The 26,797-nt window shown below is 73.4% G+C and carries 20 protein-coding genes and 1 pseudogene; 12 read left to right on the top strand and 9 right to left on the bottom strand.

Annotation, left to right across the window (positions count from 1 at the left end; translation table 11 throughout):
• Positions 1-6 precede the first annotated feature (6 nt).
• The gene (locus ACIBK9_RS43115; RefSeq protein ID WP_397164747.1) at positions 7-693 is read left to right on the top strand and encodes an alpha/beta hydrolase; all 687 of its coding nucleotides are present in this window, start codon (positions 7-9) and stop codon (positions 691-693) included.
• Between the two features lie 9 nt (positions 694-702).
• On the opposite strand, the gene ACIBK9_RS43110 is transcribed toward ACIBK9_RS43115, so the two are convergent.
• A complete protein-coding gene (locus ACIBK9_RS43110; RefSeq protein ID WP_397164746.1) occupies positions 703-3,051 on the bottom strand; it encodes an ATP-binding protein in 2,349 nt (782 codons plus the stop codon).
• Positions 3,052-3,106: 55 nt separating this feature from the next.
• Complete coding sequence (locus ACIBK9_RS43105; protein ID WP_397164744.1) at positions 3,107-4,306, bottom strand: serine hydrolase domain-containing protein; 1,200 nt, start codon at positions 4,304-4,306, stop codon at positions 3,107-3,109.
• 144 nt (positions 4,307-4,450) lie between these two features.
• Between ACIBK9_RS43105 and ACIBK9_RS43100 the strand changes: the two genes are divergently transcribed.
• From ACIBK9_RS43100 to ACIBK9_RS43090, 3 genes are read left to right on the top strand one after another with little or no spacing between them, the layout of a single operon-like run.
• Positions 4,451-4,792, top strand: coding sequence for a YciI family protein (locus ACIBK9_RS43100; RefSeq protein ID WP_352319589.1), 342 nt, complete (start codon positions 4,451-4,453; stop codon positions 4,790-4,792).
• The gene (locus ACIBK9_RS43095) at positions 4,785-6,029 is read left to right on the top strand and encodes an RNA polymerase sigma factor (protein ID WP_397164743.1); all 1,245 of its coding nucleotides are present in this window, start codon (positions 4,785-4,787) and stop codon (positions 6,027-6,029) included. The genes ACIBK9_RS43100 and ACIBK9_RS43095 overlap by 8 nt, the downstream gene beginning before the upstream one ends.
• Before the next feature lie 30 nt (positions 6,030-6,059).
• Entirely contained in the window at positions 6,060-7,874 is a 1,815-nt protein-coding gene (locus ACIBK9_RS43090) for a glycoside hydrolase family 15 protein (protein ID WP_397164742.1), read from the top strand.
• A 28-nt stretch (positions 7,875-7,902) separates the two neighbouring features.
• Here ACIBK9_RS43090 and ACIBK9_RS43085 read toward each other — a convergent pair whose 3' ends face one another.
• The gene (locus ACIBK9_RS43085) at positions 7,903-8,481 is read right to left on the bottom strand and encodes a YbhB/YbcL family Raf kinase inhibitor-like protein (protein ID WP_397164740.1); all 579 of its coding nucleotides are present in this window, start codon (positions 8,479-8,481) and stop codon (positions 7,903-7,905) included.
• Positions 8,482-8,747: 266 nt separating this feature from the next.
• Here ACIBK9_RS43085 and ACIBK9_RS43080 point away from each other — a divergent pair, with 266 nt between their 5' ends.
• From ACIBK9_RS43080 to helR, 3 genes are all read left to right on the top strand, one after another.
• Positions 8,748-9,020: a GlsB/YeaQ/YmgE family stress response membrane protein gene (locus ACIBK9_RS43080; protein WP_387668368.1), complete on the top strand. Its 273-nt coding sequence runs from the start codon at positions 8,748-8,750 to the stop codon at positions 9,018-9,020.
• Positions 9,021-9,191: 171 nt separating this feature from the next.
• Positions 9,192-10,187: a sporulation protein gene (locus ACIBK9_RS43075; protein ID WP_387668365.1), complete on the top strand. Its 996-nt coding sequence runs from the start codon at positions 9,192-9,194 to the stop codon at positions 10,185-10,187.
• Between the two features lie 238 nt (positions 10,188-10,425).
• Positions 10,426-12,603 (top strand): RNA polymerase recycling motor ATPase HelR, encoded by a 2,178-nt coding sequence (gene helR, locus ACIBK9_RS43070; RefSeq protein ID WP_397164739.1) that lies wholly within the window; start codon positions 10,426-10,428, stop codon positions 12,601-12,603.
• A 37-nt stretch (positions 12,604-12,640) separates the two neighbouring features.
• On the opposite strand, the gene ACIBK9_RS43065 is transcribed toward helR, so the two are convergent.
• The gene (locus tag ACIBK9_RS43065) at positions 12,641-13,837 is read right to left on the bottom strand and encodes an NAD(P)/FAD-dependent oxidoreductase (RefSeq protein ID WP_397164737.1); all 1,197 of its coding nucleotides are present in this window, start codon (positions 13,835-13,837) and stop codon (positions 12,641-12,643) included.
• Positions 13,838-13,940: 103 nt separating this feature from the next.
• Positions 13,941-14,885, bottom strand: coding sequence for an RNA polymerase sigma-70 factor (locus ACIBK9_RS43060; RefSeq protein WP_397164735.1), 945 nt, complete (start codon positions 14,883-14,885; stop codon positions 13,941-13,943).
• Positions 14,886-14,973: 88 nt separating this feature from the next.
• On the opposite strand from ACIBK9_RS43060, the gene ACIBK9_RS43055 reads away from it, so the two are divergent.
• On the top strand, positions 14,974-15,834 hold the full coding sequence (locus ACIBK9_RS43055) for an alpha/beta fold hydrolase (protein WP_397164733.1): 861 nt from the start codon (positions 14,974-14,976) through the stop codon (positions 15,832-15,834).
• A gap of 143 nt (positions 15,835-15,977) precedes the next feature.
• Positions 15,978-16,538 (top strand): hypothetical protein, encoded by a 561-nt coding sequence (locus ACIBK9_RS43050; RefSeq protein WP_397164732.1) that lies wholly within the window; start codon positions 15,978-15,980, stop codon positions 16,536-16,538.
• A gap of 256 nt (positions 16,539-16,794) precedes the next feature.
• Here the strand turns inward: ACIBK9_RS43050 and ACIBK9_RS43045 are convergent, their stop codons facing one another.
• Entirely contained in the window at positions 16,795-17,064 is a 270-nt protein-coding gene (locus ACIBK9_RS43045) for a hypothetical protein (RefSeq protein ID WP_397164730.1), read from the bottom strand.
• Here ACIBK9_RS43045 and ACIBK9_RS43040 point away from each other — a divergent pair.
• Positions 16,955-17,455, top strand: a pseudogene (locus tag ACIBK9_RS43040) (M48 family metalloprotease); the annotation flags it as partial. The gene ACIBK9_RS43045 and the pseudogene ACIBK9_RS43040 sit on opposite strands and share 110 nt — an antisense overlap.
• Here ACIBK9_RS43040 and ACIBK9_RS43035 read toward each other — a convergent pair.
• Complete coding sequence (locus ACIBK9_RS43035; RefSeq protein WP_397164728.1) at positions 17,344-17,700, bottom strand: hypothetical protein; 357 nt, start codon at positions 17,698-17,700, stop codon at positions 17,344-17,346. The pseudogene ACIBK9_RS43040 and the gene ACIBK9_RS43035 sit on opposite strands and share 112 nt — an antisense overlap.
• Before the next feature lie 104 nt (positions 17,701-17,804).
• On the opposite strand from ACIBK9_RS43035, the gene ACIBK9_RS43030 reads away from it, so the two are divergent.
• Complete coding sequence (locus ACIBK9_RS43030) at positions 17,805-19,373, top strand: hypothetical protein (protein WP_397164727.1); 1,569 nt, start codon at positions 17,805-17,807, stop codon at positions 19,371-19,373.
• Positions 19,374-19,391: 18 nt separating this feature from the next.
• Here the strand turns inward: ACIBK9_RS43030 and ACIBK9_RS43025 are convergent, their stop codons facing one another.
• Complete coding sequence (locus tag ACIBK9_RS43025; RefSeq protein ID WP_397164725.1) at positions 19,392-22,538, bottom strand: BTAD domain-containing putative transcriptional regulator; 3,147 nt, start codon at positions 22,536-22,538, stop codon at positions 19,392-19,394.
• Between the two features lie 324 nt (positions 22,539-22,862).
• Positions 22,863-24,878 (bottom strand): CehA/McbA family metallohydrolase, encoded by a 2,016-nt coding sequence (locus tag ACIBK9_RS43020; RefSeq protein ID WP_397164723.1) that lies wholly within the window; start codon positions 24,876-24,878, stop codon positions 22,863-22,865.
• A gap of 961 nt (positions 24,879-25,839) precedes the next feature.
• Here ACIBK9_RS43020 and ACIBK9_RS43015 point away from each other — a divergent pair.
• Positions 25,840-26,025, top strand: a complete 186-nt coding sequence (locus ACIBK9_RS43015; RefSeq protein WP_397164721.1) for a hypothetical protein — start codon at positions 25,840-25,842, stop codon at positions 26,023-26,025.
• The last annotated feature ends 772 nt before the right edge of the window (positions 26,026-26,797 follow it).

The following is a 26,797-nucleotide window of genomic DNA, read 5'->3' as shown; positions in this document are numbered from 1 at the left end:
CGCGCCATGCCCTCCGCCTACGACCTCGACCAGGTGCGGCACGCCAACGCCACCGGGCGGGTCCCGGTCGTCTTCGTCCACGACCCGTGGTTGCTGGCCGAGAGCTGGGAGCCCTGGGCCGAGGTGTTCGGGCAGGCGGGGTTCGTCCCCGTCATCCCGGCCTGGCCCGAGGACGGCGAGGCCGCCGGGCATCCCGCAGGCCACTTCGCCGGGTTGATCGGCGGGCTGGCGCGCCGGCCCGCCCTGGTCGGCCACGCGGCCGGCGGCCTGGTCGCGCAGATCCTGGCCGGCCGCGGGCTGGCCTGCGCCTGCGTGGCGATCAGCCCGGCGCCGTTCCGCGGGGCGCTCACGTACGGGCGCTTCCGGCACGCCGTGGCCAACGCCGTCGGCGAGGAGGAGGCCAGGCGGCTGTACGAGACGTACGCCGTCCCGGCGGCGGAGGCGGGCGACCCCACGGGCCTCGACGGCGCCGCGCCGGACCGGGGGCCGCTGCTGCTGGTTGCCGGCGAGATGGACCGCACGGTCCCGTGGGCCGCCGCGCACGCCGCCTACCTGTGGCAGGCCCGCAACCGGCACCACCTGACCGAGATCGTCGAGCTGCCGGGGCGCGGGCACTCGATGACCGTGGACAGCGGCTGGCGCGAGGTCTGCGGCACCGCCCTGACCTTCATCGAACGGTTCGTGGACCCCTGACCGGCCCGCTCAGCGAGCGCCTTCCGGGGGCGTCACAGTGGTCTCGACCGGGGCCAGGCGGGTGAGCTCGGCGGTCACGCGGGCCGCCCGGACGGCGTCGGCGGAGGCTTCGTACAGCTCCAGGGCCTCCTGGAACGCCTCGCGCGCCGCCTCCCGCCGTCCCAGCTCGACCAGCGCCCGGCCCAGGTTCGTCAGCGTCTGGGCCGTGGCCCGGTTGATCGGGCGCTTGCGCAGCTCGACCAGCGCCTCGCGATAGTGGTCGGCGGCCTCCTGCCAGCGGCCGAGCGCGAAGTAGCCGTCGCTCAGCAGGTCCAGCGCCGCCCCGACGGCGTGGGCGACGATGACCGGCGTGCCGCCGAACGCCGGGTCGCGCAGCCGTTCCAGCAGCTCCAGCCCGTGCCGTACGGCCTCCTCGATCCGGCCCAGCCGGCGCAGGCCGTTGCCGACGCTGAGCATCGCCTGGGCGTAGCCCTCGGGGTCGCCGGCCTGCCGGAAGCACTCCGCCGCCCGCCGCGCGTGCTCCAGGCCGGTCTCCGTGGCGCGCCGGTCGTCGCGCCCCCACAGCGCCCAGGTGGCGTAGGTCAGGGCCCAGCCCTGCTGGCGCACGTCCCCGACCTCGCGGGCCAGCTCCAGCGCGCGCAGCGCGGTCCGCTCGCCCTCGTCGTAGCGGCCCTGGCAGTACGTGCGCGCCCAGGACAGGTAGTTGAGGTGCACCGCCTCCTGCAGGCGGTCGCCCGTCTCGCGGGCCGCGCCGGACGACAGCTCGAACACCTCGGGCCAGTGCCCCCAGTGCATCCACAGGTCGGAGAACCAGTGCATGGCCTCGGCCACCTCGACGACCCGCGCGTGCTCGCCGGCGCGGGCCGCCTGCCGCAGCGCGGCCAGCCACGCCGCGCCCTCGGCCTGGAGCCATTCCTGCGCCTGCCGCGCGCTGTCCAGCTCGACCAGCGAGCTCCACCCGGACGGCGGAGCGCCGTAGCCGGGCTCGAACCAGCGCCCGGCGACGGTCGCGACCTCCAGCAGCCAGTCGTCCATCCGCCGCCGCGCCTGCCGCTGCGCCGTCATGGGCTCCTCGTCGGACAGCCGGGCGCGGGCGAACAGCCGGACCAGGTCGTGGAAGCGGTAGCGGCCGGGGTACGGCGACTGCAGCAGCCCGAGATCGACCAGCTCCTCCAGGGCGTCCTCGGCCTCGTCCGGGCCGAGCTCGGCGAGGACGGCCGTCATCGGCGCCCCGAAGTCCGGCGCGGCGGCCAGCGCCAGCCGCCGGAAGCCGCGCCGCGCGGGCGCCGACAGCTGCCGGTACGACAGCGCGAAGGCCGCTGCCACCGACAGGTCGCCGGCGGCCAGCGACTCCACCCGGCGTCCCTCGTCGCCGAGGCGGGCGGCCAGGTGCCCGGCGGTCCAGCCGGGCCTGCTCTGCAGCCGGTTCCCGGCGATGCGCAGCGCCAGCGGCAGGTTCCCGCACAGGTCGGCGACCTGGGCGACCCCGTCCGGGTCGGCGTCGGCGCGCTCGGCGCCGACGATCGCGCGCAGCAGCGCGGCCGACTCCCCGGCCGCCAGGTGCGCCAGCGGCACCTGGTGCACGCCCTCCAGCCCGGCCAGCGGGCGGCGGCTGGTGACCAGCGTCATGGACGGGCCCTCGGCGGGCAGCAGCGGGCGCACCTGGGCCTCGTGCGCGGCGTTGTCCAGGATGACCAGGCAGCGCCGGCCGCGCAGCAGGGCGCGGTACTGGCCGGCGCGGTCCTCCTCGTCGGCCGGGATGCGCCGCTCGGCCACGCCCAGGGCGTTGAGCAGCCGGGACAGCGCCGTGCCCGGGTCCAGCGGGACCGGGTCCATGCCGCGCAGGTCCAGGTAGAAGCGGCCGTCGGGGAACAGGTCGGCCAGGTGGGCGGCGGCGCGCACGGCCAGGGCGGTCTTGCCGATGCCGGCGGCCCCGGAGACGGCCGCGACGACGGCGGGCGCGTCCTCGGCCCCGGAGACGGCCCCGGAGACGGCCCCGGAGACGGCGGCGGGCGCGTCCTCGGCCGTGCGGGCGGCCAGGTCGCGCAGCAGGCGCAGCTCCCGTTCGCGGCCGGTGAAGTCGCCCACGCCGCGGGGCGGCTCGCAGGCGCCGGGCGCGGCCTCCTGGCGCGGGCGGCCGGCGCGGGCGGCGTCGGACAGCGCCGTGCGCCGCGGCCCGTCCAGCCGCAGCGCCTCGGCCAGGGCCTCGACGGTGCGCCGCTGCGGGCCCCTGCTGGCCCCGCGTTCCATGTCGCCGATGGCGCGCACGCTGACGCCGGAGGCGTGGGAGAGCTCCTCGATGGTCAGCCCGGCGGCGTGTCTCAGGCTCCGCAGCATCGTGCCGAACGACTCCGCCACCCGTCCCCCTCAGCGCTGTGAGCGGCGAAATCCCCCGAAACGCCGCCTACCCACCTTATCTGCCGGAAATCGGGGTGAGGTGCTGGTCGATCGAGGTGTACGTCACGGTCCAGAAGTCCTCGAAGACCTCGGGCGCCACCGGCGACGTCATCGCCACCTGGGTGAACAGCACGCCCACCAGCCCCTCCGACGGATCGGCGTAGGCCGTGGTGCCGAGCCCGCCGGTCCAGCCGAACCGGCCCGGCCGGGTGTACAGGCGATCGGCCCGGGTGTCCACCTGCATCCCGAACCCCCAGCCGCCCGACCCGAGGAACGTCTCGGCGCCCGCCTTCTGGGCCGGCGACAGATGGTCGGCCGTCATCAGCTCGACCGAGGCCCGCGACAGGATCCGGCCGCCGTCGTGCCGCCCCTTCTCCAGCAGCATCCGGAGGAAGGCGGCGTAGTCGAGGGCGGTCGAGAGCAGGCCGGGGCCGCCGCCGCCGGACGGGAAGGCCGGCGGCTCGTGCCACACGCGCGGGTCGGGCCTCGGCGTCACGCCGCCCGAGCCGTCCGGCCGGTAGGAGGCCGCCAGGCGGTGGAGCTTGTCCGCGGGCAGGTGGTAGCCGGTGTCGCGCATGCCCAGGGGCTCGAAGACGCGCTCGGTCATGAAGTCGTGCAGCGGTTTCCCGGCGGCCCGCGCGACCAGCACGCCCAGGACGTCGGCGCTCGTGTGGTAGGTCCACCGCTCGCCCGGCTGGAACATCAGCGGCAGCGCGCCCAGCCGGGCGAGCCACTCGTCAGGGCCGCTGCCGGGGCCGTCGGGGCCGCGGTCGATCCGCGGGTCGCGCATCGCGCGCACGATGGGCAGCTCGTCGCCCTCCACCAGGAGCTGTCCCGTGCCCAGCCGGAAGGTCAGCAGGTCGCGTACGGTGATCGGCCGCGTGGCGGGCACCGTGTCGTCCAGCGGCGCGTCCAGGGCGCGCAACACCCGGCGACCGGCCAGCTCGGGGACGAGGTCGTCGATCGGGTCGTCGATCCGCAGGACGCACTCCTCCACCAGGATCATCGCCGCCGCCGCGGTGACGGCCTTGGTCAGCGACGCGATCCGGAAGATCGAGTCCGCCGCGACGGCCGCCCCGCCGCCGCGCTCCAGCGTGCCCATCGGCACGACGTGCGTCTCGCCCCGATGATGGACGAGCCCGACCAGCCCCGGCACCTCGCCCCGCGCCACGAACCCGCCCAGCACGCCCCGCATCCGCTGTTCCAGTACGCTCATCGGTCCTCCTGAAGTGACGTGTCGTGACAATGACCGGACGGACCCGGAAAACTCATCGTCATGGCGTGTCCATCCGGGCGGGTCCCGTTCGTGGTGAAGGCGTACGGCGGCCCCGCCGTACGCCGACCGCGAAGGGGAACACCGATGAAGTACATGCTGCTGATCAACGCCGGCACCTCCGACGAGCAGGAGCCGGGCGACTTCCAGGAGTGGATGGCCTACGACAAGTCCGTCCGGGAGGCGGGCATCCTGGTCTCCGGCGAGTCGCTGGCCGACCTGGTGACCGCCACCACCGTACGGGTGAGCGCCGACGGCACGCCGACCGTCACCGACGGCCCGTACGCCGAGACGCGCGAGGTGCTGGGCGGCTTCTACGTGATCGACGTGCCGGACCTCGACGCCGCCCTCGACTGGGCCGTGCGCTGCCCGGGTGCGCGCGGCGGCGGCTCGGTGGTGGTCCGCCCGGTCGCCGACTTCGATGCGTGAGATCGAGGCCGTCTTCCGTGAGGAGCGCGGCCGGCTGCTGGCCGCGCTCGTCCGCCGCTTCGGCGACCTCGACCTCGCCGAGGAGGTCACCTCCGACGCCGTCGAGGCGGCGCTGAGGCACTGGCCCGCCGAGGGCGTGCCGCCCAATCCGGGCGCGTGGCTGATGACCACCGCAAGGCGCAAGGCGGTCGACCGGCTCAGACGCGAGCAGGCGCTGGCCACCCGGCTGGCCGTCCTGGCGGCCGAGGCCGAGCGGGCCGCCCCCGAAGCGCCCCCCGGCGAGGACGGCGGCCTGCCCGACGAACGGCTGCGGCTCTTCTTCACCTGCGCCCACCCCGCGCTGCCGGCCGAGGACCGCGGGGCGCTGACGTTGCGCTGCCTGGCCGGCCTGACCACCCCCGAGGTGGCGCGGGCCTACCTGGTGCCGGCCCAGACGATGGCCAAGCGCATCGTCCGGGCCAAGAAGAAGATCAGGGAGGCGCGCGTGCCGTTCCGCGTGCCCGAGGCCCACGAGCTGCCGGAACGGGTGCCCGGCGTGCTCCAGGTGATCTACTCGATCTTCACCGAGGGCTACGCGGCCAGCTCCGGGCCCTTCCTCCAGCGGCTCGACCTGGCCGAGGAGGCGATCAGGCTGGCCCGGATCCTGCGCCGGCTGCTGCCCGCCGAGCGGGAGGTCGCCGGGCTGCTGGCGTTGCTGCTGCTGGTGCACGCCCGGCGCGACGCCCGTGCCGGGCCCGAGGGGGAGCCGGTGCTGCTCGGCGAGCAGGACCGCGGCCTCTGGGACCGGGCCATGATCGAGGAGGGCTCGGCGCTGGTGGTGACCGCGCTCACCGGCGGCCCGCCCGGCCCGTACGCCGTCCAGGCCGCGATCGCGGCGCTGCACGACGAGGCCCCGGACCTGGCCGCGACCGACTGGCCGCAGGTCGTGGCCCTGTACGACGTGCTGCTCGTGCTCGACCCCTCTCCGGTGGTGGCGCTGAACCGGGCGGCGGCCGTGGCCATGCGCGACGGGCCCGAGGCCGGCCTGGCGCTGCTGGAGGAGCTGGCCGGGGCGCGGCGGCTGCGCGACTACCACCCGTACCTGCTGGCCCGCGCCGATCTGCTGCACCGGCTCGGCCGGCTGCCCGAGGCCGCCGAGGCGTACCGCGCCGCGCTCGGGGCGGCCGGGAGCGAGCCCGAGCGCACTCACCTCCGCCGCCGCCTGGCCGCGCTGGAGGAGGCCGGGCACGAGGTTTGAGCACCGCCCTGACCAGGGAGAACTGCTGCGATGGGTGGAGCAGACGGTGACCGCTACCTGCCGATCGCCGAGCACGGCCTCATCGGCGATCTGCGCAGCGTGGCCCTGGTCGGCACCGACGGCACCATCGACTGGTACTGCTGCCCGGCCTTCGACTCGCCCAGCGTGTTCGCCTCGATCCTCGACGCCGACCGGGGCGGGGCGTTCGAGCTGGGCACCGACGTGCCGGCGCGGACCAAGCAGTTCTACTTCCCCGACACCAACGTGCTCATCACCCGCTTCTTCACCGAGAGCGGGGTGGGCGAGATCCAGGACTTCATGCCGATCATCGGCGAGCCGGGCGGCCGCGGCCGGCAGCGGCTGATCCGCCGGGTGCTCTGCGTGCGCGGCTCGCTGCCGTTCCACGCGCGGGTGGCCCCCCGCTTCGGCTACGGGGCCGACCCGCACGTCGTGCGCGAGGTCGACGGCCTGACCGTCTTCGAGTCCGCCCAGCTGACGCTCGGGCTGAGCGCCACCGTGCCGGTCGAGTGCGACGGACGCGACGTGCGGGCGTGCTTCACCCTCGTGGAGGGCGAGTCGGAGGTGTTCGCGCTCGACCGGATCGAGGCCGAGATCCCGCCCCTCGGCTGCCCGCACGTCGAGGCGGAGGAGGCGCTGACCGCCACGGTCGCGTTCTGGCGCAGATGGCTGTCGGCCTCCCGCTACCGGGGCAGGTGGCGGGAGATGGTCCACCGCTCGGCCCTGACGCTCAAGCTGCTGACGTACGCGCCGACCGGCGCGATCGTCGCCGCCCCGACCACCAGCCTGCCCGAGCTGATCGGCGGCGAGCGCAACTGGGACTACCGCTACCTGTGGGTCCGCGACGCCGCCTTCTGCGTCTACGCCCTGCTCCGGCTGGGCTTCACCGGCGAGGCCGAGGCGTTCATGTCGTTCCTGACCCGGCACGTCAGCCTGCGCCCCGCCGGCCCCAACGGCCCCCTCCAGATCATGTACGGCATCGACGGCCGCACCGACCTGCCCGAACGGCAGCTCGACCACCTGGAGGGCTACCGCGGCTCGGCCCCGGTACGCGTCGGCAACGCCGCCGCCGGTCAGCTCCAGCTCGACATCTACGGCGCCCTGCTCGACTCCGTCTACCTCTACGACAAATGGGGCAAGCCCATCTCCAGCGACCACTGGGACGCCGTCTGCGCCCTGGTCGACTGGGTCTGCGACAACTGGGACCAGCCCGACGAGGGCGTCTGGGAGACCAGGGGCGGACGCAAGAAGTTCCTGTACTCCCGGCTGATGTGCTGGGTCGCCATCGAACGCGCCATGCGCATGGCCGCCCGCCGCGGCCTGCCCGCCGACATCCCCCACTGGCGCGGGGCGCGCGACGACCTCTACCGGCAGATCATGGCCCACGGCTGGTCCGACGCGCGGCAGGCGTTCGTCCAGCACGAGGACGGCGACGTGCTCGACGCGGCGCTGCTGATGATGCCGCTGGCCAAGTTCGTCTCGCCCACCGACCCGAAGTGGCTGTCCACGCTCGACGCGCTCACCGCCGACCTGGTGTCCGACTCGCTGGTCTACCGCTACGACCCGGACGCCAGCCCCGACGGCCTGCGCGGCCAGGAGGGCACGTTCTCCATCTGCTCCTTCTGGTACGTCGAGGCGCTGGTCCGCGCCGGCCGGGTGGAGGAGGCCCGCCTGGCCTTCGAGAAGATGCTGACCTACGCCAACCACCTCGGCCTGTACGCCGAGGAGATCGGCCGGACGGGCGAGCAGCAGGGCAACTTCCCGCAGGCGTTCACCCACCTGGCCCTGATCAGCGCCGCCTTCAACCTCGACCGCGCCCTCGGCTGACCGCCGGAATCCCGGCGCTCCTGAGCGTTCAGGACTCGCCGGACAGCACGGCCGTCCCCAGGGACGCGCCGGAGATCACCCTCGCCGCGGTCGTCGTGGACGAACCGGAGCCCAGTTCGGTCAGGGCGGCCCGGTCGAGGGCGTGCACGGTGAACTGGTAGGTGTTGACCGACCAGGGGGAGCACGGCCCCTGGTAGCCGTACAGGCTGGCGCTGCCGCGGTAGTAGATCTGCCGGGCCCCGGCCGGGGCCGTCGGACGGTAGGCGTGCTCGACGTTCTGCGGCAGCGAGGTCACGTCCGCCGGGATGTCGTAGATCACCCAGTGGATGAGGTTGTTGTTGTCCAGGTCCCGCATCACCAGGGCGTAGCCGCGGGTGCCGGCCGGGCCGCCGCTCCAGGTCAGGGGCGGTGACTCGTTGCGCCGGCCGGGGTCGCTCTGGCCGCCGCTGGTGCACTCGTGCACCTTCGGGATGATCCCGCCCTGGGTGAAGGCGGTGCTGGTGAGGGTGAAGGCGGTGGCGTTCGCCGGCGCCGCGGCGGTGACGGCGGCGGTCGTCGCGGTCGTCGCCGCGAGCAGGGCGTGCAGCACGATTCGTCTGACGGTCACAAAGGGCTCCTGAGAGGGGTTCGGTGCGCCGTTCGTTCGCGTCTGCTGTCGTGGGGTGTGCCCGCAGTGTAGGCACCGCGGGGTCGCCTCCGCCACCACCGCGAACGGCACACCCGCATGGAACCTGTCCGCCATGAACCGATATCAGGCTGAGTGGTCCGGTTTCTTTGTGATGCTGCTGGGAAGCAATGGCGCTGTCAGGCCGGGGGCACTCCTCCCCCACGAGGGGTGGCGACATCCGGCGCGGCAGAACGGGAGTGTGAAGCGTGGCAGTCACCGGCATCATCTCCGCCCTCATCATCGGGCTCGTCATCGGCGTCCTCGGCCGGCTGGTCGTGCCGGGCCGTCAGAGCATCCCCATCTGGCTCACCATCGTGATCGGCATCGTCGCGGCCCTCATCGGCACCGCGATCGCCGCCGCGGTCGGCGTCGCGGACACCCGCGGCATCGACTGGATAGAACTGGTCATCCAGGTGGTGCTCGCCGGTCTGGGGGTGGCCCTGGCGGCGGGCCTCTACGGCAGACGCAGCGTCCGGTAGAGCGGAACGCGCCGGGATCCCGGAGTGCGGCGAACGCGCCGCACTCCGGGATCCCGCCGTTCCCGCCCCTTTGTACGGCAGACGTTTTCGGCATGGCCGGAACCGGGGCCGGACGGAGATCGTTGTGCGGGTCGGCTGCACACATTCGATCTTCGACAGGGAGAACAAGCCGTGGTCTTCAAACGCATGCTGGGTGCCTTCGGCGTCGGCGCGCCCTCGGTGGACACCGTTCTGGCGACGCCGCGCGTCCAGCCGGGCGGCACGCTGTCCGGCGAGGTGCGGCTCAAGGGCGGCGACTTCGACGCCGAGATCGAGCACGTCACCCTCGGCCTGGTCGCCCGCGTGGAGTTCGAGCACGGCGACGGCGAGCACGCGGGGGCCGGGGAGTTCTCCCGCGTCCAGGTGTCGGGGCCGTTCGTGCTGCGCCAGGGCGAGGAGCGCACGATCCCGTTCCAGATCGGCGTGCCGTGGGAGGCGCCGATCAGCCAGATCGGCGGGCAGCCGCTGCACGGCATGGCGCTGGGCGTGCGCACCGAGCTCGCCATCGCCAAGGCGGTCGACAAGGGCGACCTCGACGAGGTCGCGGTCGAGCCGCTGCCCTCGCAGCTGCGCATCCTGGAGGCGCTGCTGCAGCTCGGCTTCGCGTTCAAGTCCGCCGACCTGGAGGCCGGCCGCCTGTACGGCGTGCGCCAGGAGCTGCCGTTCTACCAGGAGATCGAGTTCTACCCGGCCGGCCGGTACGCCGGCGTGCTCGGCGAGCTCGAAGTGACCTTCGTGGCCGACCCGGCGGGGCTGGAGGTGGTCCTGGAGGCCGACAAGCGCGCCGGCCGCTACTCCGGCGACGCGATCGGCCGCTTCACCGTCAGTCACGCCGACGCCCTGCAGACCGACTGGGCCGCCGAGCTCGACCGCTGGCTGTCCGGCCTGGCCGCGCACGCCCACGGCGGCTTCGGGCACGGCGACCACCACGGCCACGGCGACCACGGGTACGGTGACCACCACGGTCACCACGGCTACGGCCATCACGAGCAGCACCACGGCGGGCCGGGCTGGGGCGCGGTGGCCGCGGCCGGCGCCGCCGGCGTGGTCGGCGGCCTGGTGGCCGGGGAGATCGTCGAGGAGATCTTCGAAGGCGACGACGACGAGGGCGGCGACGGCGACTGGTGACCCTCGGCCGGTGACCCGCCCGTCACGGGCGGGTCACCCCGGTTCCGCTGTGCTGTGAAGCGAAGCAGGGCCTGTGTCGCGGAGCAAAGTGGCAGAAAAAGGAGCTTCTACTCCTTTCCACTCTTAACGTATAGCGCACCGGGGGGCTTGCGGCAAGACCCCCGTCGTGCCGCAGAATCGTCCGCCGAGGCCAGAAGCCTTGCCACGCGAAGACCGACCTCGTAGCGGAGCCACATACATGAATCCCCTGACCACCGGCGTGTTCGACCTGCCCGGCAACCTCGCCGCCAAGGCCGACCCGGCGCTGATCGCCGTCGACGAGCGACACTTCGCGACCCTCGCCGAGAGCCTGGAGCAGTCGATCGCCGACCTGTCCGCCCGCCTCGACGCCGAACGCATGGCCCCCGGCGGCAAGGGCCGGCAGGCGCTCGACCGCGACCTGGAGATCCACCGCCTGTCCGCCCGCCTGCGGACGCTGCGCCGCTTCGGCCTCGACCTGTGCCTCGGCCACATGGTCACCGCCGACCACCCCGAACCGGTGTACATCGGACGGCTCGGCCTCACCGACAAAGACGGCCGCCGCCTGCTGCTCGACTGGCGTTCGCCCGCGGCCGAGCCGTTCTTCGGCGCCACCCACGCCAACCCCATGGGCCTGGCCAGCCGCCGCCGCTACCGCTGGACCCGCGGCCGGATCAGCGACTACTGGGACGAGGTGTTCACCGCCGACGGCTTCGAAGGGCACGCCGCGCTCGACGACCAGTCCGCCTTCATCGCCAGCCTGGGCGGCAACCGTTCGTCCAGGATGCGCGACGTGCTCGGCACCATCCAGGCCGACCAGGACGCCATCATCCGGGCCGGCTCCCGCGGCGCCCTCGTCGTGGACGGCGGCCCCGGCACCGGCAAGACCGTCGTCGCCCTCCACCGCTCGGCCTACCTGCTCTACTCCGACCCCCGGCTCGGCCACAACAAGGGCGGCGTGCTGTTCGTCGGCCCGCACCAGCCCTACCTGGCCTACGTCGCCGACGTGCTGCCCAGCCTGGGGGAGGACGGCGTGCGCACCTGCACCCTGCGCGACCTCGTGCCCGAGGGGGCGGCGGCGGTCCCCGAGCGGGACCCGGAGGTGGCGCGGCTGAAGGCGTCCGCGGACATGGTGAAGGCGATCGAGCCGGCCGTCAGGTTCTACGAGAACCCGCCCGCCAAGGGCATGACGGTCACCACGCACTGGTCGGACGTCTGGCTGAGCGCCGAGGACTGGGCCGAGGCGTTCCAGGCCGCCGACCCCGGCACCCCGCACAACGAGGCCCGCGACCAGATCTGGGAGGAACTGCTCACGATCCTCATCGACAAGCACGACCCGCATGACCAGCACGGCGACCAGGAGGTGTCGCCGGAGCTGCTGCGCAGGTCGCTGCGCGCGAACCGGGAGCTGCTGGCCGCCTTCAACCGCGCCTGGCCGCTGATCGAGCCCACCGACCTCGTCGGCGACCTGTGGACGGTCCCCGCCTACCTGCGGCTCTGCGCCCCCTGGCTCGCCCCGGACGAGATCCGGCGGCTCCAGCGCGCGGACGCCCAGTCCTGGACGGTCTCCGACCTGCCGCTCCTGGACGCGGCCCGCCAGCGCCTCGGCGACCCGGAGGCGTCCCGCCGGCAGCGCAGGCAGGAGGCCGCCCTGGCCGTCCAGCGCGAGCGCATGGCCCAGGTCGTGGACAACCTGATCGAGGCCGACGACGACGGCGAGGGCCTGGTGACCCAGCTTCGCCGGGCGGACCTCCAGCGCAACCTGGTGGACGAGTCGGAGCTGCCCACCGTGGAGCCGGACCTGCTCGCCGGGCCGTTCGCGCACGTCGTCGTGGACGAGGCCCAGGAGCTGACCGACGCCGAATGGCAGATGTTGCTGCTGCGCTGCCCGTCCAGGAGCTTCACCATCGTCGGGGACCGCGCCCAGGCCAGGCACGGGTTCACCGAGTCGTGGGCGGAACGGCTGGGCCGGGTCGGCATCGACCGCGTCGAGCTGGCCGGCCTGAGCGTCAACTACCGGACCCCGGCGGAGATCATGGCCGAGGCCGAGCCGGTCATCAGGGCCGCCCTGCCGGACGCCAACGTGCCGGTCTCCATCCGGGAGAGCGGCGTCCCGGTCACCCGCGGGCCGGTCGCCGAGCTGGACGCGATCCTCGACGCCTGGCTCGCCGCGAACCCCGAGGGGATCGCCTGCGTGATCGGGGACCCGGCCTTCCGGGAGCGGCCCCGGGTCCGGTCGCTGACGCCGGAGCTGTCGAAGGGGCTGGAGTTCGACCTGGTCGTCCTCGTCGATCCGGACCGGTTCGGCGAGGGCGTCGAGGGGGTCGAGGGCGCGGTCGACCGTTACGTGGCGATGACCCGGGCGACCCGGCAGCTCGTGGTCCTCACGACCCCCTGACGGGGGCGCGCCGCCGGGTGCGCCACGCCGGCCGTCGTCATGCACGCGCCCTGGCGGCGGCGGGGCCGGCCGGGGCGTTCGCGCGGGTGACGCGGCGCCGCCGGGCCGGCTTGCCCATCATCGGGTTGGCGACGCCCCAGGCGGCGCTCTTGCAGATCAGCTCCTTGTAGACGGCGGCGACCCGCCCGGTCAGCACCCTGGGCAGAGCGCGGTCGTCGGCGGTGACGAACTGGATCAGGCCGTTGCCCCGGCCCAGCGAGACGCACTGGTTGAAGTAGCGCGGCGTGGTGTTCGGCAGTTTCCCGCCGGTCAGCCGGGCCGCGATCGAGTCGGCGGCCTGACAGGCGGTCGGGATGCCCGACGCGCACGACATGCGCAGCGGCTTGCCGCCGGGGCCCATCGCCATGGCGGCGTCGCCGACGGCGTACACGTTCGGGTGCGAGACCGAGCGCATGGTCCCGTCGACCACGATCTGGCCGGTGCCGCTGACCTCCAGGGTGGTCGCCCGCGCGATCGGGTGCACCGCGAAGCCGGCCGTCCAGACGGTCACCTCGGCCGGGATGGGCTCGCCGTCGGTGGTGACGCGGTCAGCCTCGACGCCGGTGACGGCCGTGTGCTCGTGCACGCTCACCCCGAGCCCGGCGAGGACCTTCCGCACGTGCGCGCGGCCCTTCGGCGAGAGCCAGTCGCCGAGACCGCCGCGGGCGGCGAGGGCGACGTCGAGGTCGGGACGGGCCTCGGCGATCTCGGCCGCGGCCTCCAGCCCGGTGAGCCCGCCGCCGACGACGACCACGCGCTGACCGGCGTCGAGCCGGGCCAGGCGTTCACGCAGCCGCAGCGCCCCCGGACGGCCGGCGACGTCGTAGGCGTGCTCGGCGGTCCCGGGCACGCCCTCGGCGTTCCAGCCGCTGCCGAGCGCGTAGACCAGCGTGTCGTAGGCCAGCTCCTCGGCGCCGCCCGCGCCGGTGACGGTGACGGTCCCGCGGTCGGCGTCGAGGCCGGTGACCGTCCCGAGCCGCAGCTCGACGCCGGTGCCGGCGAACATCTCGCGGAACGGCCGGGGCCTGAGGTCCTGCCCGGTCGCCACCTGGTGCAGGCGGACGCGCTCCACGAAGTCGGGCTCGGCGTTGACGAGGGTGATGGCGACGTCCTCGCGGCTCAGCCGCCTGGCCAGGCGGCCGGCGACGACGGCTCCGGTGTAGCCGGCTCCGAGGACGATGATGCGGTGCTGCATTTCCTCGCTCCTGTCTGACGCGGGTTCGCCACCTGAACCGGACGGCCCGCGTTTTCCTGACAGGATCACGGTGTGAAGCGCGTCACACCGTGTCTCAGAAGGCTCAGAAGGCTCTGAACACTGGCTCCCCGTGGTCGCTGGCCGCCCAGCGCGCGGTCGCGCGGTCCAGCTTGTCGGGGTTGACCTGGTTGCGGAACGCGGCGATGCCCTCGGCGGTGACCTCCAGGCACATGACGCCGACGACCCGGCCGTCCAGGACCGCCACGACGGCCGGCTCCCCGTTGGCCGTCCAGGGGTAGATCTCGGGCGAGCCGCCGATGATGGCCCGCTTGGCCTTGCCGGGCTTGACCAGGCCCCACAGGAACTTCGCGACCGCGACGGCGCCCTCGAACGCCTTGGCGCGGGCCGGGACCTTCCCGCCGCCGTCGCCGACCGCGATGGCGTCCTGGGTGAGCAGGCGGACGAGCGGCTCGGTCTGCCCGCTGGTGGCGGCGGCCAGGAACTCCTCGACGATCCGCCGGGCGGCGGCCTCGTCGACCTCGGTGCGGGCCCGGCCGTCGGCGACGTGCCTCTTGGCGCGGTGGAAGATCTGCTGGCTGGCCGACTCGGTGATGTCGAGGATCTCGGCGATCTCCCGGTGGGAGTGGTCGAAGGCGGCCCGCAGCACGTAGACCGCCCGCTCGTTCGGGGACAGGCGCTCCATCAGCGTGAGGACGGCGTACGAGACCGACTCGCGCTGCTCGGCGGTCTCGGCCGGGCCGAGCATCGGGTCGCCGGCGAGCAGCGGCTCGGGCAGCCACTCCCCGACGTACGTCTCGCGACGGGCCCGCGCGGAGCCGAGCTGGTTGAGGCACAGGTTGGTGAGCACCTTCGTCAGCCACGCCTCGGGCACCTCGACGCGGTCCACGTCGGCGGACTGCCAGCGCAGGAACGTCTCCTGCACGGCGTCCTCGGCCTCCGCGGCGGAGCCGAGCAGGCGGTAGGCGATGGCCTCCAGGCGGGGTCTGGCGGCCACGAACCGGTCGACGTCGTCCGCGGTCAAAGGCATGGCCCGATCCTAGAACGTCCCCTTATGCGGCGGAACTCCGGTTCTTGGGCAGGTGTTGATCCATGACGGTCCCGGGTAGAGGCGGCCGATGTTCGACGACTTCGCGACCGACGTGATCGACGTCGGCGAGACCGAGCTGTTCGTCCGGTACGGCGGCTCCGGCACGCCCCTCCTGCTGCTCCACGGCCACCCCCGCACCCACGCGACCTGGCACCGCGTCGCACCCCTCCTGGCCCCCCACCACACGGTGGTCTGCCCCGATCTGCGCGGGTACGGCCGCTCGGGCAAGCCGCCCACCACCCCCGACCACGCCCCCTACTCCAAGCGGGCCATGGCCCGCGACATGGTCGCCCTCATGCGCTCGCTGGGCCACGAACGGTTCGCCGTCGCCGGCCACGACCGCGGCGCCTACGTCGCCCACCGCCTGGCCGCCGACCACCCGGCCGCCGTCACCCGCCTGGTCGTGATGGACGGCATCCCCATCGGCGAGGCGCTGGCCAGGGCCGACGCCCGCTTCGCGGCGTCCTGGTGGCACTGGTTCTTCCTCGGCCAGACCGCCAAACCCGCCGAACGCGTCATCAACGCCGACCCTGACGCCTGGTACCAGGGCAGCCCCGAGCAGATGGGCCAGGAGGCGTACGAGGACTACCGCCGGGCCATCCACGACCCGGACACCGTCCACGCGATGTGCGAGGACTACCGCGCCGGCCTGACCGTGGACCGCGCGGCCGACGACGCCGACCGCGCCGCCTCCCGCCGCCTCACCTGCCCCACCCTGTTCCTCTGGACGTCCAAGGACGACATGGAGGACCTGTACGGCGACCCGCTGGCGATCTGGCGCACCTGGGCCGACGACGTGACCGGCCACCCCATCGACAGCGGCCACCACGTGGCCGAAGAGGCCCCGGACGAACTCGCCGCCTCCCTGCTGGCCTTCCTGCGCGAATGACGCCCTGACGGGGGCGGCCGTGCCGGACACGTGATTCATGCCGTTTTCCGCGTTCACCTCCATCGCCGGGCCCCTTCCGTGAGGATGGAGATCCTGCACAGCGTGGCGGGTGCGTCACAGAACGCGATGCGGAGAGGGGCGTCATGAGTTCCGGAGCAGCTTCGCCCAGCGGCGGCGGTCCTGCGAGCAGGGCGGCGACGACCAGGGTCCGCGACGTCGTGCGCGATGTGGTGGCGGCGACCGCGCCGGAGGAGCTCCTGCTCGTGGACGGGCTGGCCGGGCTCGGCGACGACGTCGTGATCCGGCGGCTGGGCCGGCGGGGCACCAGGCGTGAGCCGTTGGGGTTCGGCCTGGGCGAGATCGCGGCCCTGGTGACGCCGGTGGTGTGGCTCATGGTCGACGAGGCCGCACGGCGGGTGGGGACCGCCGCCGTGGACGGCGCGGCGGCGCGCACGAAGGCCGCGTTGCGCAAGGTCTTCCGGAGGCCGGCGGCGGCCGTCCTCGTCCCTGACCTGACCCGGGACGAGCTCGCCGAGGTCCACCGCAGGGTGCTGGAGACCGCTGTGGAGCACGGGCTCGGCGACAGCCGCGCCCGGCTCATCGCCGACGCCGTGGTGGGCCGGCTCGCACTGGCCGCACCGGAACCCGACGCGCGTGAACCGGACGGCCCGGCCGACGGCGTCCCCCTGACGAAGAACCAGTGATGACGGCCACGGCCTCCGCCCCGCGGATCGACGAGCGGGCGATGGGCGCGGGCACGACCGTGCGCTTCGTGCTGCTGCTCACTCTGCTGCTGGTGAGCAGCGGTTCGATGATGCAGGTCGTGGCCCGCGGATACCACGGCGGCTACGGATACGGCTGCCTGCTCGCCGCCGGCGGCGATCCCACCCAGGGCACCGACCGGGCCGTCTCCGCGCGGATCATCGCCAACCACGACGCCTACTGGGCCTGCGTGGACCGCTACGAGCCCGCGGCGCCCTGGTGGCTGCCCCTCCTGGGGCTCGTCCTGGTGGCGGCGGCGGCCGTGGCGCTGTTCCTGGCCCTGCCGCACTGGAAGGTCCGGCGGGGCCGCCTCGTACCGCTGGACGCGATCGACCACGACGGCGAGATCGGCCGCAGGATGGCGGAGCTCGCCGCCGTGGCCGGCCTGGCCCGCCTGCCCAGGATCGTCGTGGACCCGACGGCGGTCACGACCGACGCCGTGGTGTTCGGCAGCGACCGCCGCCCCATCGTGTGCCTGCACGGTGGCCTGGTCGCCCGCAGGACCGCCGATCCCGACGGCTTTCGCGCGCGGGCGATGCACGAGTTCGCCCACATCCGCAACCGCGACCTCACCATCACCTACGCCACCGTCGTCGTGTGGCGGGTGTTCGTCGTCCTCGTGCTCCTCCCGTACGTCGTCTGGTACCTCACCGCGATCCCCACCTCCGCGCGGTCGCCGTTCTGGCCCGGCGAGACGGCGTTCACCACGCGGGGCCTGCTGCTTCCGATCTGCATGATCCTCCTGGTCTATCTCGCCCGCTCGGACGTCCTGCGCAGCCGGGAGATCCACGCCGACCTCGCCGCGACGCGCTGGGGCGCCGACCTGCGCTCTCTGGCGTTCACGATGCCCGCCCCGGTCACGGGCCGGCTGCGGCGCGCTCTCGGCTCCTTCGTCGAGCTGTGGCGCATGCACCCGCGCTGGACGCTGCGCCGGGACGCCGTCACCGACCCGGCGGCGCTGTTCGGCGTGCAGGCGCTGCCCATGTTCCTGACCGGGGCCGCCGCTCCGCTCATCGACGTCCAGGTGGCGGAGTACCTGCCTCCCGTCGCGAGCGGCACCTGGCTGGGCCGGCTGCCGGCCCTGCTGGTGGCAGGTCTGGTCACCGGCGTGGCCGGGATCGCGCTGTGGCGTGCCGTGGTCCATGCGGTGCTGACCGGGCGTCGGGCGCCGTCCGGCGTGCGCGGGGCTGTGGCTGGGAGCCGGCGCGGTGGCCGGCGAACTGGTGCTGAACCGGGTGACGGTCCTGCGGTGGTTCCCGGACCACCCGGTGGTGCTGGCGCTGGTGCTGTTCGCCGGGGTGGCCTTCGCCTGGTGGACCGCGCAGTGCGCCGAACTGTGGGTCAGAGCCTGGCCGGGGCGTACGATCCGGCCGGCCATGCTGCTGGGGCTCGCGGCCGCGTGGCTGGTGCTGTTCTCCTGGTTCGTGTGGTGGCAGAGCGAAGGCGCGCTGCTGGCGAGCACCGGAACGGTCGACCCCGCCGGGATGCAGGTGATCCTGCGGGAGCTGTACGGCGCCTCACCAGAGGAGCATCCGGCCATGCAGTCCGCGATCGGCGCGGTGTGGCCGTTCCTGACCAGCCTCGACACGCCGCTCGTCCTCTCCGCGGTCATGGCCCTGTGGGTGGTGCCACTGCTCACCTGGACGTTCCGCCCGACCACCGCTCCGCCCTCGTGGACGCTCGGCTCCTTGACCGAGCCCGGCCGGTGGGAGGCCCTGGGCAAGGGGGTGCCGCTGCAGCGGCGGGTGCTGCCGGCCGTGTTGCTGGGGATACCGGCGAGCTGGGCCGCCGTCGCCGTCGTGATGGGCTACATGCACACCTGGCAGCCCCCGCCCGCGGATCGAGCAGGCTTCTACGCCCTGGTCTACCAGGCGTGGACGCTCGTGGCCCTGGTGGCGGCGGCCGCGGCGGCAGCCGCCGTCGCGAGCGTGCCGGCGAGCCGTCACCGGCTGCTCGTCGCGCTGATCGCCGCCGAGGTCGTGGCGTTGGGCGGCCTGGCCGGCCGCTTCGTGTTCGCCGCCGCGGACGGCTGCTTCCAGCCGCTCAACACCTTGGCGGTTCGCTGCCACTGGCTGCCGGATCCGGCGTGGACGCTCGTGCAGAGCATCATGGGCTACGTTCTCGTGCTCGCCGCGGTCGCCGCCGTCATGGCGGCCGGCATCGTGTCGGCGGCCCGGAGGCTGCGGCCCACGACCCGAAGCGCGACCCGCGACCTCCCTCCCGGCCCGCGGCCGACCGGCCGGCTCGCCGCGCGGCGAGCCGCCACGGCCGTGCTCTGCGCGGCGGCGGTGGCGGCGCCCCTCGTGGCGGCCGCACAGCAGGAATCGCCCGGACCCGCCACCCTCTCCCAGGTCCAGCGGGTGGTGGGCCTCGAAGGTGCGGTGGTGTCCGCCGAGATCAGGCAGCTGCAGGTGAAGGCCTGGTGGGCACACGGCGGGTGGGATCTGCGCGAACGGTACAGGACCGATGTCGTACGTCTCTCCAAAAGCCTGAACGACGCCGCGCGGGCCGGGCGCGGCTCCGTCGAGCCGGCGATCTTCGGCCCCCTGTGCACCCACATGGGGGAGATCGCCCGGGACGCGGGCCGCTACTTCGACGCCCCCGACCAGGAGACCCGGGCCTTCTGGCGGACGTTCGTCACCCAGGCCGGCAACGGCGGCCGAAACTGCCGGAAAAGCCTGACGGACGAGAACGGCGACCTCTTCATCACGTCCATGAACGAGCTCATCGAGGCCGGGAAGGCGCTCGAAGCGGTCACCGCCAGGATGCCGAGGTGACCGCCGCGCCTTGCCCGGTCAACTCCGCCCGGGACGCGGAAGGCCACCCGGGGGAGCGGACCCGGCCGGATCGGCGCAGTGGGTCATGAGCCGGTCGATCGCCTCCTGCCGCGGCAGGTCCGCGCCACGCCGGTACGCCTCCCGGTAACCCGCGTCGCCGAGCCGCCCGGCCAGGACGGGCACCAGCCGCCGCAGATCGGGGTCGCCCTCGTCGAAGACGCCCCGGATCACGTGGCTCATGCCGAGCGCCGTCGCGGCCCCCGCCGGGTCGCCCTCCAGCCCGAGCAGCCTGGCCAGCAGCTCCGCGGCGCGGGCCAGGGCATTGGCGTTGGTGTGCCCGAGCACGCCGCGCATCGCGCGGGGCAGCAGTTCGCGCGCCCGTTCCGCCGCCCCCTCGGTCACCAGGACGGCCATCCGGGAGGACACGATCACGTCGCCGTTCAGCTCGGGCGGGCCGGGCAGCCGGTGGACGACCGTCTCCAGCTCGTCCACGACCTCATGGGCCCGGCCCAGGTCGCCGGCGTGGCGGTGCACCTCGGCGAGCGGGAACAGCATGCTGGCCGCCAGCCGCCGGTGGCCGTGTTCGCGGCCCACGCGTCGCGCGGCGTGGATGTCGTGCAGCGCGCCGTCCAGGTCGCCGCCGCGCATGCGGTTCTGGGCGAGATGCGACTTGGTGATGAACAGGTGTTCCTCGGTGCCCAGCTCGGCGGCGATCGCGACGGCGCGCTCGCAGGCCGCGACCGCGTGTTCGTGCTCGCCGCGCAGGCCGTGGACGCGGCTGCGCCGTACCAGGCTCATCACCAGGCCCCAGCGGTCACCGACCTGCTCGAACAGGCGCAGCGCCTCGTCCCTGTGGCGGGCGCCGGTCTCCTGGTCGCCCTGTTCCGTGAGCAGGAAGTCGTAGGCCCAGCGGGCGCTGGCGCGCACCCACGGGTCGGGGGAGTCCAGGGCCTCCAGGTCTCCGGCGTCCTGGGTGGTGAGCCTGGACAGGCGGAGCAACGGCAGCGCGTTGTGGAACTTCGTCACCCCGGGACGGCTGAGGTTCTCCCGGACCTCCGGCCCGCCCCGCCGGCCCGCCGTCGCCCGTACCACCTCGAAGGCGGCACGGACGTCGTCGGGCAACTCGTCGCCGAAGGCCAGCACCTCGCTCAGGAACGCGTCGGACTCGGTGGACATCCCGCGCATGCCCCAGTACCAGATCATGGACCTGACGAACCGGGCGGCCGTGGCCGCGTCGCCCGCTCCGATGGCGGCCCGCAGCGCGGCGACCAGGTTGTCGTGCTCGGCGTCGAAGACCTCGACGGCGCGCAGCTGGTCCCGGGTGCGCAGCAGCGGCTCGTTCTCCTCGGCCAACGCCAGGAAGTACCCGCGGAAACGGTCGCCGACCGGCGGCTCGGCGAGCTGGGCCGCCGCGTAGGCGCGGACGGTCTCCAGCATCCGGTACCTGTCGCCGACCTGCTGGATCATGGACTTCTCGACCAGCGCGCCCGCGACGTACACCATGTCCTCGGCGGGCAGGGACGCGTCGGAGCAGACCGCCTCCAGCGCGGCCAGGTCGGCTCCGCCGGGGAAGGCGGCCAGGCGCGCGGCCAGCGCCCGCTCGGGCTCCTCCAGCAGGTCCCAGCTCCACTCCACCAGCGCGAGCAGCGTGCGCTGGCGCGGCAGCGCGGTCCTGCTGCCCGAGGTGAGCAGACGGAACCGATCGTCCAGGCGCTGGGCGATCTGCGTCACGGTCATCGCCCGCAGCTTGGCCGCGGCCAGTTCGAGCGCCAGCGGCATGCCGTCCAACCGGCGGCAGATCTCCACCGTGGGCCCCAGCGTGGCCCGGTCGAGCGCGAACCCCTGGCGCACCCTGCCCGCCCGCTCGACGAACAGCCGCACGGCGTCCGACTCGGCGGCCTCGGCCAGGTCCGCGTCCGGCACGGGCAGGCCGAGCGGGCCGAGGTGGCACAGGGCCTCGCCGTCGATCGCCAGAGCCTCCCTGCCGGTGGCCAGGACGCGCAGCTGCGGAAGCCGGCCGAGCAGCTGCTCGGCGAGCTCGGCGGCCGCCTCCACCAGGTGCTCGCAGTTGTCCAGCACCAGCACGGCGGGGCCGACGTCGAGCTGGGCGGCCAACCGGGCGGGCGCGGGAGCCTGCGGCTTGAACCCGCCCTCGAACAGGCCGCCGCAGGCGCTGAGCACCGCGTCGGCGATCTGGTCCGGACGGGTCACCCCGGCGAGCGAGACGAACCACGCCCGGTCCCCGACCTGCTCGGCGGCCTCCAGCGCCAGCCTGGTCTTGCCCGCGCCCCCCGGCCCGACGATCGTCACCAGCCGCGCTTCGGCAAGCAGCAGGGCCAGCTCGCCGAGCTCACGCTCCCGGCCGACGAAGGTGGTCAGCCTGGCCGGGAGCCGGTTGGACGCGGCCTGCGGCCGTACGGCGGGTCGGCTCAGCTCCCCGCGCAGGAGGGCGAGGTGGACCGCGCGGAGCTCGGGCGACGGGTCGATGCCCAGCTCGTCGCCGAGCCTGCCGCGGACCTCGTCGTACACGGCCAGCGCCTCCGACTGGCGGCCGGCGGCCGACAGAGCCCGGATCCGCAGTTCGGCCAGGCGCTCGCTCAGCGGGCGCGCGACGGCCGCGACCCGCAGGTCGGCCAGCACCTCGGAGTGGCGGCCGAGCCGCACCTCCGCGTCGAAGAAGTCCTCGGCGACGGTGGCGCGCAACTCCTCCAGCCGCGCCGCCACGTTACGGGCGAACGCCGCCTCCAGCACGTCCGCCAGCGCGTCGCCGCGCCACTGCTCCAGGGCGGCGCGGAGCAGGGAGGAGGCCTCCCGCGGCCGGCCGGCCGCGAGCTCCCGCCTGGCCTGCCCGGCGAGCTGCTCGAACCGGTGGGTGTCCACGTCCTCGGGACGCAGCGGCAGCCGGTAGCCGCCGGCCACCAGCTCCACGGACTCCGGCCCGCCCAGCGTCCTGCGCAACCGGGAGACCAGCCCGTGCAGCGCGTTGACGGCCCCGGCCGGCGGCTCCTCGCCCCAGACGCAGTCGATCAGCGCGTCCGCCGACACCGGCCGGCCGGCCTCCAGCGCGAGCCGCGCCAGCAGCACCCGCAGACGTACGCCGGGAATGTCGATGGGGGAGGCGTCGTCGGACGCGGCCGCGACCGGGCCGAGGAGGGAGATCTGCACCCAGACACCTTCCCACCCACCCCTCCACACACCACCACCGCACCCCGCCACCCCGGTCGCCCCTGCCTGCTTTGCGCACCGCTGCGGGACCCGCCAGTCCGTCGCCCCCGCCCCCCCGGGTACCACCGCCGGGCCCCGCCACCCCGTTGTCCCGCCCCTCCGCACACCATCGCCGGGCCCCGCCACCCCGCCCCTCCGCACACCATCGCCGGGCCCCGCCACCCCGCCCCTCCGCACACCATCGCCGGGCCCCGCCACCCCGTTGTCCCCTCCCCCCGCTGCGCGACCGGCCCTGGGGGCCGGTCGCGTTCATGCGGGCCGGGGTCAGGGCAGGCGGGTGCGGTAGATCTGGCTGGCCTGCTCGTACAGGGCCAGGTGGTCGTCCACCTGGGCGGGGGTGTCGAAGCGGCCGGACTCGCGCAGGATCGATGCCAGCCGGTCCAGCCAGGCCAGGCACCAGCGCACGTCCGCCTCCCTGGCTACATGGCCGCCCGCGACGTCGAGGTACACGGGGCTGGTGTGGGCGTAGGCGCCGCGCCGGTGCTGGGAGCGCGGGTGTGGCCCGCCGGTCGCCACCGCCACCACGTACGTCGGTTCGTCCGCCCTCATCGTGGCCACCAGCCGCCCGGGAGGCCCCTGCGCGACCACGCCCGCAGCGGTACGGATCTCCAGTTCCTCGACCTCCGGCCCGATCGTGGAGACAACGATCTCCACCTCCTGGCCCGGCAGCAGCTCCAGCGTGTCGCCGGGGCCGTGCCCGTTCACCGTGAGCTCCAGCCACGGCCCGGTGGTGGCGAACGTACGACCGTGCAGGATCGCCGCGGCGTAGGACTCGGCGGTGAGGGGGCCGGCGACGTTGGCGTACACACGCTCCCAGCCGGGCGGGGCGGAGGCGGTGCCGCGGCGGCAGAACGACAGCACGGCGTCGGTCCCCGCCGTCACCGCCAGCCTGTTGCCCGCGCCGATGAGACGGCGGTACACGGCCGCCGTGGCCAGGACGGAGGAGTGGTTGAGCACATCGAGCGAGTCGATCAGACCCAGTGCGGCGTCGGCCACGATCTCCCTGGCCGCGCAGGACCGTCCGCGATCGAGCACGACGTCCGGCGGGTCGTCGTCGCCGAACGCGGTGTGGAACGGGTGACCGTAGGAGACGATCCCGCCGAGCGCCCTCAGCTCCTCGCACGCCGCCGCGTTGGGCGGCCAGTCCGCCGTGCCGCCGAAGCCCGTGTGGTAGCGGCTCGGCAGCCCGCGCAGCCCGAACGCCGTGCAGTGGCCGAGCACGTCGTTGCGGTACTCGACGCCGATCCTGGCCAGATGCCGGTCGTCGGACCAGGGCAGGTCCTTGCCCACCCACTGCTCCAGCGCCTCCGCGTCGTAGACGCGCTCGCTCGCCACGTTGCCCGCCACCAGGTTGAGCACGTGGAGGTCCTCGCCGTGCTGCGCGGCGGCGGCCAGCTCGGGCGCGGCGGGCTCCTCGCCCATCCAGTTGAGGTGGACGTGCAGGTCGCCGCCGTACCAGCCGCGGGCGGCCGCGTCGTACAGCCGTTCGGGCGTCAGCTCCACCAGCGTCTCCGCGCCGGCCTGCGGAGTAACGGTCACTTCGGCGGTGCCGTACTCCATCCCCCTGGCCACGGTCACGGTGACGGGCTCGGCAGGCACGGCGACCACGAGGTCGTCGCCGTGGAAGAACGGCCGGCGGTGCGCGTCCAGCTTGGGCGGCGCCCCTTCGGGGTACCAGCCCTGGCCGCTCGCGCTCGTCACGCTCCACCGGCACGGGAACCCCGCGCGCAACCGCACGCCGGCCGCCGCCACCCGCCTGCTCAGCGGCGTCAGGTCGACCGGCTGCCCGTCGACGACGACGGACTCGGCGACCTCGACCACCTTGGCCCCGTGCGCCTCCACCGTGTAAGGGGTGCCGTCCACGAGCACGGTGACCGGTTCGTCCCTGCTGGAGTCGAGCAGCAACGCCGTACGAAACGGCTCGCCCTCCAGCACGATTCGCGTGACGGCCGCCACCGCGTGACCGCCGGGCGTCAGGCGCAGCACGGGCAGGTTGTCCACGACGTCGCCGGCGAGCGCGTCACGTACCACCCGGTCGGGATCCACCTCGCCGAGGTGATCCTCCAGCTCGGCGGCGGGCAGGTCGGGGTGGCGCTCGGCCAGTTGGCGCAGTCCGGTGGTGTAGAAGTTGTAACGGCGGTCGAGGAAGACGGTCGCCCATGCCTGGACGACATAGGACAGAGACGGTTCGCCCCAACAGGGACCGTGCCCGTCACGGAGCGCACGGTAATCGGCCAGGGCAGCGGATACGGGACCAGGAAGTAACACATCGTCACACATCGGACACTCCTCGGAGGGGACCCATGGTCATACTGACACGGCCCTCCCGCTGTGTCCCGCTTCGCGGCAAAGGGAGAAAGTCATCCCCAAACCGACCGCCGCGCCGAATCCAGCATGTCCACGCGTCTGGTCCCTGATCCACATGCTTGCCGTCGGTGACATCGAGTGGCGGGCGGCCTCGGCAAGACCTCGACTTGCGCTCCCATCTCCGGAGCGCATGCGGGAACGCAACCGCCTCACCGAAGGCGACGGCGCCGCCTGGACCTACAACCCACGCGGCACCTTGGCCACCCAGGCCAAGCCCGCACTCAGCTCACCTTCGACGCCTTCGACCAGTCCACCGCCAACGCCGGCAGCCTGTACGCCTACAGACGGGGAGCCCAGCCACCTTCTGCCATCAGGGCGAGTAAACCGATCCGGACACCAGCAGGGTCAACATGCACGCCCGCTGGTACCAGCCCGGCACTGGCGCCATCACCACCCACGCCACCGCCCAGAACGGCCCTCGATTTTTGCGCGGGGTTCACGCCAAGTCCGGACTGGCAATCGGTTACGCCGATCCATGAGATTGATGAGGACAGCATGTCGGACACGATGGACGGACCTGGCGAGATATAGGAATCTCTCCGCTCCGCAGATCTCAAAGCAGTATGGGCCTGCATATCTGCTTGCCCGGCATTCTCTACGCCGAAGTCGGCGGGGACCCGCCGCGTTCTGTGCTTATATGTGGGCTGTGGCGTGCATGGCGCTCGGGTCGAAATGCGAGGAAGAGACTTGGAGTCATTCGGCGGCCTGTCCGACCCGGTCGTTCGGCGGACGCAAGAAGAGCAGCGCCGCTTGGCGGCGGCACACGAGAAATCCCGGGTAGCGCGTAACGCCATGGGCGTACTGACGGTGTCGCTTGGGTCGCTTGCATCTCTGGCCAGCCCTGGTGCCTACCAACCATAATTGGGATCCGGCCATGCCGGACTACAGCGATCCCGACCTGGTGATGATAGCGACGACCGCATCTGGCTTCGCCATCCTCCTGTTCGTGCTGAGCCTGATATTTCTCTGGCGCAGCAAAACGGCGGTTGCCTTCTCGCTCCTCTTTCTCATCGGCGATATTTATCGATTCGTTGCCGTGGTCCCTCATTACACAGGTTGATGTTCGCCACGGGCGAGGGTGTCGAACTGGTCAGCCATCTCAAGACGGAGCGGGAACAGCCCGGTGGGAAACAGGTCGCCTGTAAAGATCCCATTGCAGGCGCAGTGGGCCGGGCGATGGCTGGTGCCCATGATCTTTGCCTACTGGTCTGTGCCCCGGTCGCCTTCGAGGGCTGGACGTCGTCTGCGAGCGACCGGGCGGCCCGGCTAAGCGCCATCGAGATCGACCAGCGAGATGGCCGTGCCCTCATTGCCAGTCACTGACCGGGGGCGTCCTCAAAGCGGCGTACTGGGCACTTGCGCTCCGGCGCGCCAGGCGACAGCACCAGTGTGGGCGTGATCCCCTCGCTCGTCATACCGCACGGCATGGCCAGGAGCGAAGTCGATACTCACGTTCGTTGACGTGACGGCGCCCGAGACGGTTAGGCCGTCGCCGCCCAGACGCCGCACTCTGTATGCCTGGCGCTGATGTCTTCGTGGACGCTGCTGTCGCGTCGTTGGTCAACCAGGGGGCGTTGCGAATGGTGGGTGGAGCAGGCCGCACACGGATCATCGTCCACAACCAGCGAGCTACAACGAGAACGGGCGGGACTCCATGAGACTGGAGGCCCGCCCGTTCCTGTGATGTTTGCGCTGGTCAGCGGCTGGAGCCGCCGGTCAAGATTGTGTGCCCCCTGTAGTGTGCTGGTTCAGGACATAGGAAACCCGTGTCGCAGGACATAGGAAACTTCAACAGAGTGTGTCTCGGGACATAGGCAACCACCGCGATCAAC

This window comes from Nonomuraea sp. NPDC050227, from assembly GCF_044459705.1.
Classification (GTDB): Bacteria; Actinomycetota; Actinomycetes; order Streptosporangiales; family Streptosporangiaceae; genus Nonomuraea.
Note: the sequence above shows the minus strand (reverse complement) of the source record. Positions and strands in the feature narration are given on the sequence as shown.

What these genes read in the sequence shown, in the direction of transcription:
- ACIBK9_RS43115 (WP_397164747.1), top strand. Translation starts at nt 7, where the DNA reads ATGCCCTCCGCCTACGACCTCGACCAGGTGCGGCACGCCAACGCCACC.
- ACIBK9_RS43105 (WP_397164744.1), bottom strand. Translation starts at nt 4,306, where the DNA reads ATGAGCGTACTGGAACAGCGGATGCGGGGCGTGCTGGGCGGGTTCGTG.
- ACIBK9_RS43100 (WP_352319589.1), top strand. Translation starts at nt 4,451, where the DNA reads ATGAAGTACATGCTGCTGATCAACGCCGGCACCTCCGACGAGCAGGAG.
- ACIBK9_RS43095 (WP_397164743.1), top strand. Translation starts at nt 4,785, where the DNA reads ATGCGTGAGATCGAGGCCGTCTTCCGTGAGGAGCGCGGCCGGCTGCTG.
- ACIBK9_RS43090 (WP_397164742.1), top strand. Translation starts at nt 6,060, where the DNA reads ATGGGTGGAGCAGACGGTGACCGCTACCTGCCGATCGCCGAGCACGGC.
- helR (WP_397164739.1), top strand. Translation starts at nt 10,426, where the DNA reads ATGAATCCCCTGACCACCGGCGTGTTCGACCTGCCCGGCAACCTCGCC.
- ACIBK9_RS43065 (WP_397164737.1), bottom strand. Translation starts at nt 13,837, where the DNA reads ATGCAGCACCGCATCATCGTCCTCGGAGCCGGCTACACCGGAGCCGTC.
- ACIBK9_RS43060 (WP_397164735.1), bottom strand. Translation starts at nt 14,885, where the DNA reads ATGCCTTTGACCGCGGACGACGTCGACCGGTTCGTGGCCGCCAGACCC.
- ACIBK9_RS43055 (WP_397164733.1), top strand. Translation starts at nt 14,974, where the DNA reads ATGTTCGACGACTTCGCGACCGACGTGATCGACGTCGGCGAGACCGAG.
- ACIBK9_RS43050 (WP_397164732.1), top strand. Translation starts at nt 15,978, where the DNA reads ATGAGTTCCGGAGCAGCTTCGCCCAGCGGCGGCGGTCCTGCGAGCAGG.
- ACIBK9_RS43045 (WP_397164730.1), bottom strand. Translation starts at nt 17,064, where the DNA reads ATGGGGCGGCGGTCGCTGCCGAACACCACGGCGTCGGTCGTGACCGCC.
- ACIBK9_RS43020 (WP_397164723.1), bottom strand. Translation starts at nt 24,878, where the DNA reads ATGTGTGACGATGTGTTACTTCCTGGTCCCGTATCCGCTGCCCTGGCC.
- ACIBK9_RS43015 (WP_397164721.1), top strand. Translation starts at nt 25,840, where the DNA reads ATGCCGGACTACAGCGATCCCGACCTGGTGATGATAGCGACGACCGCA.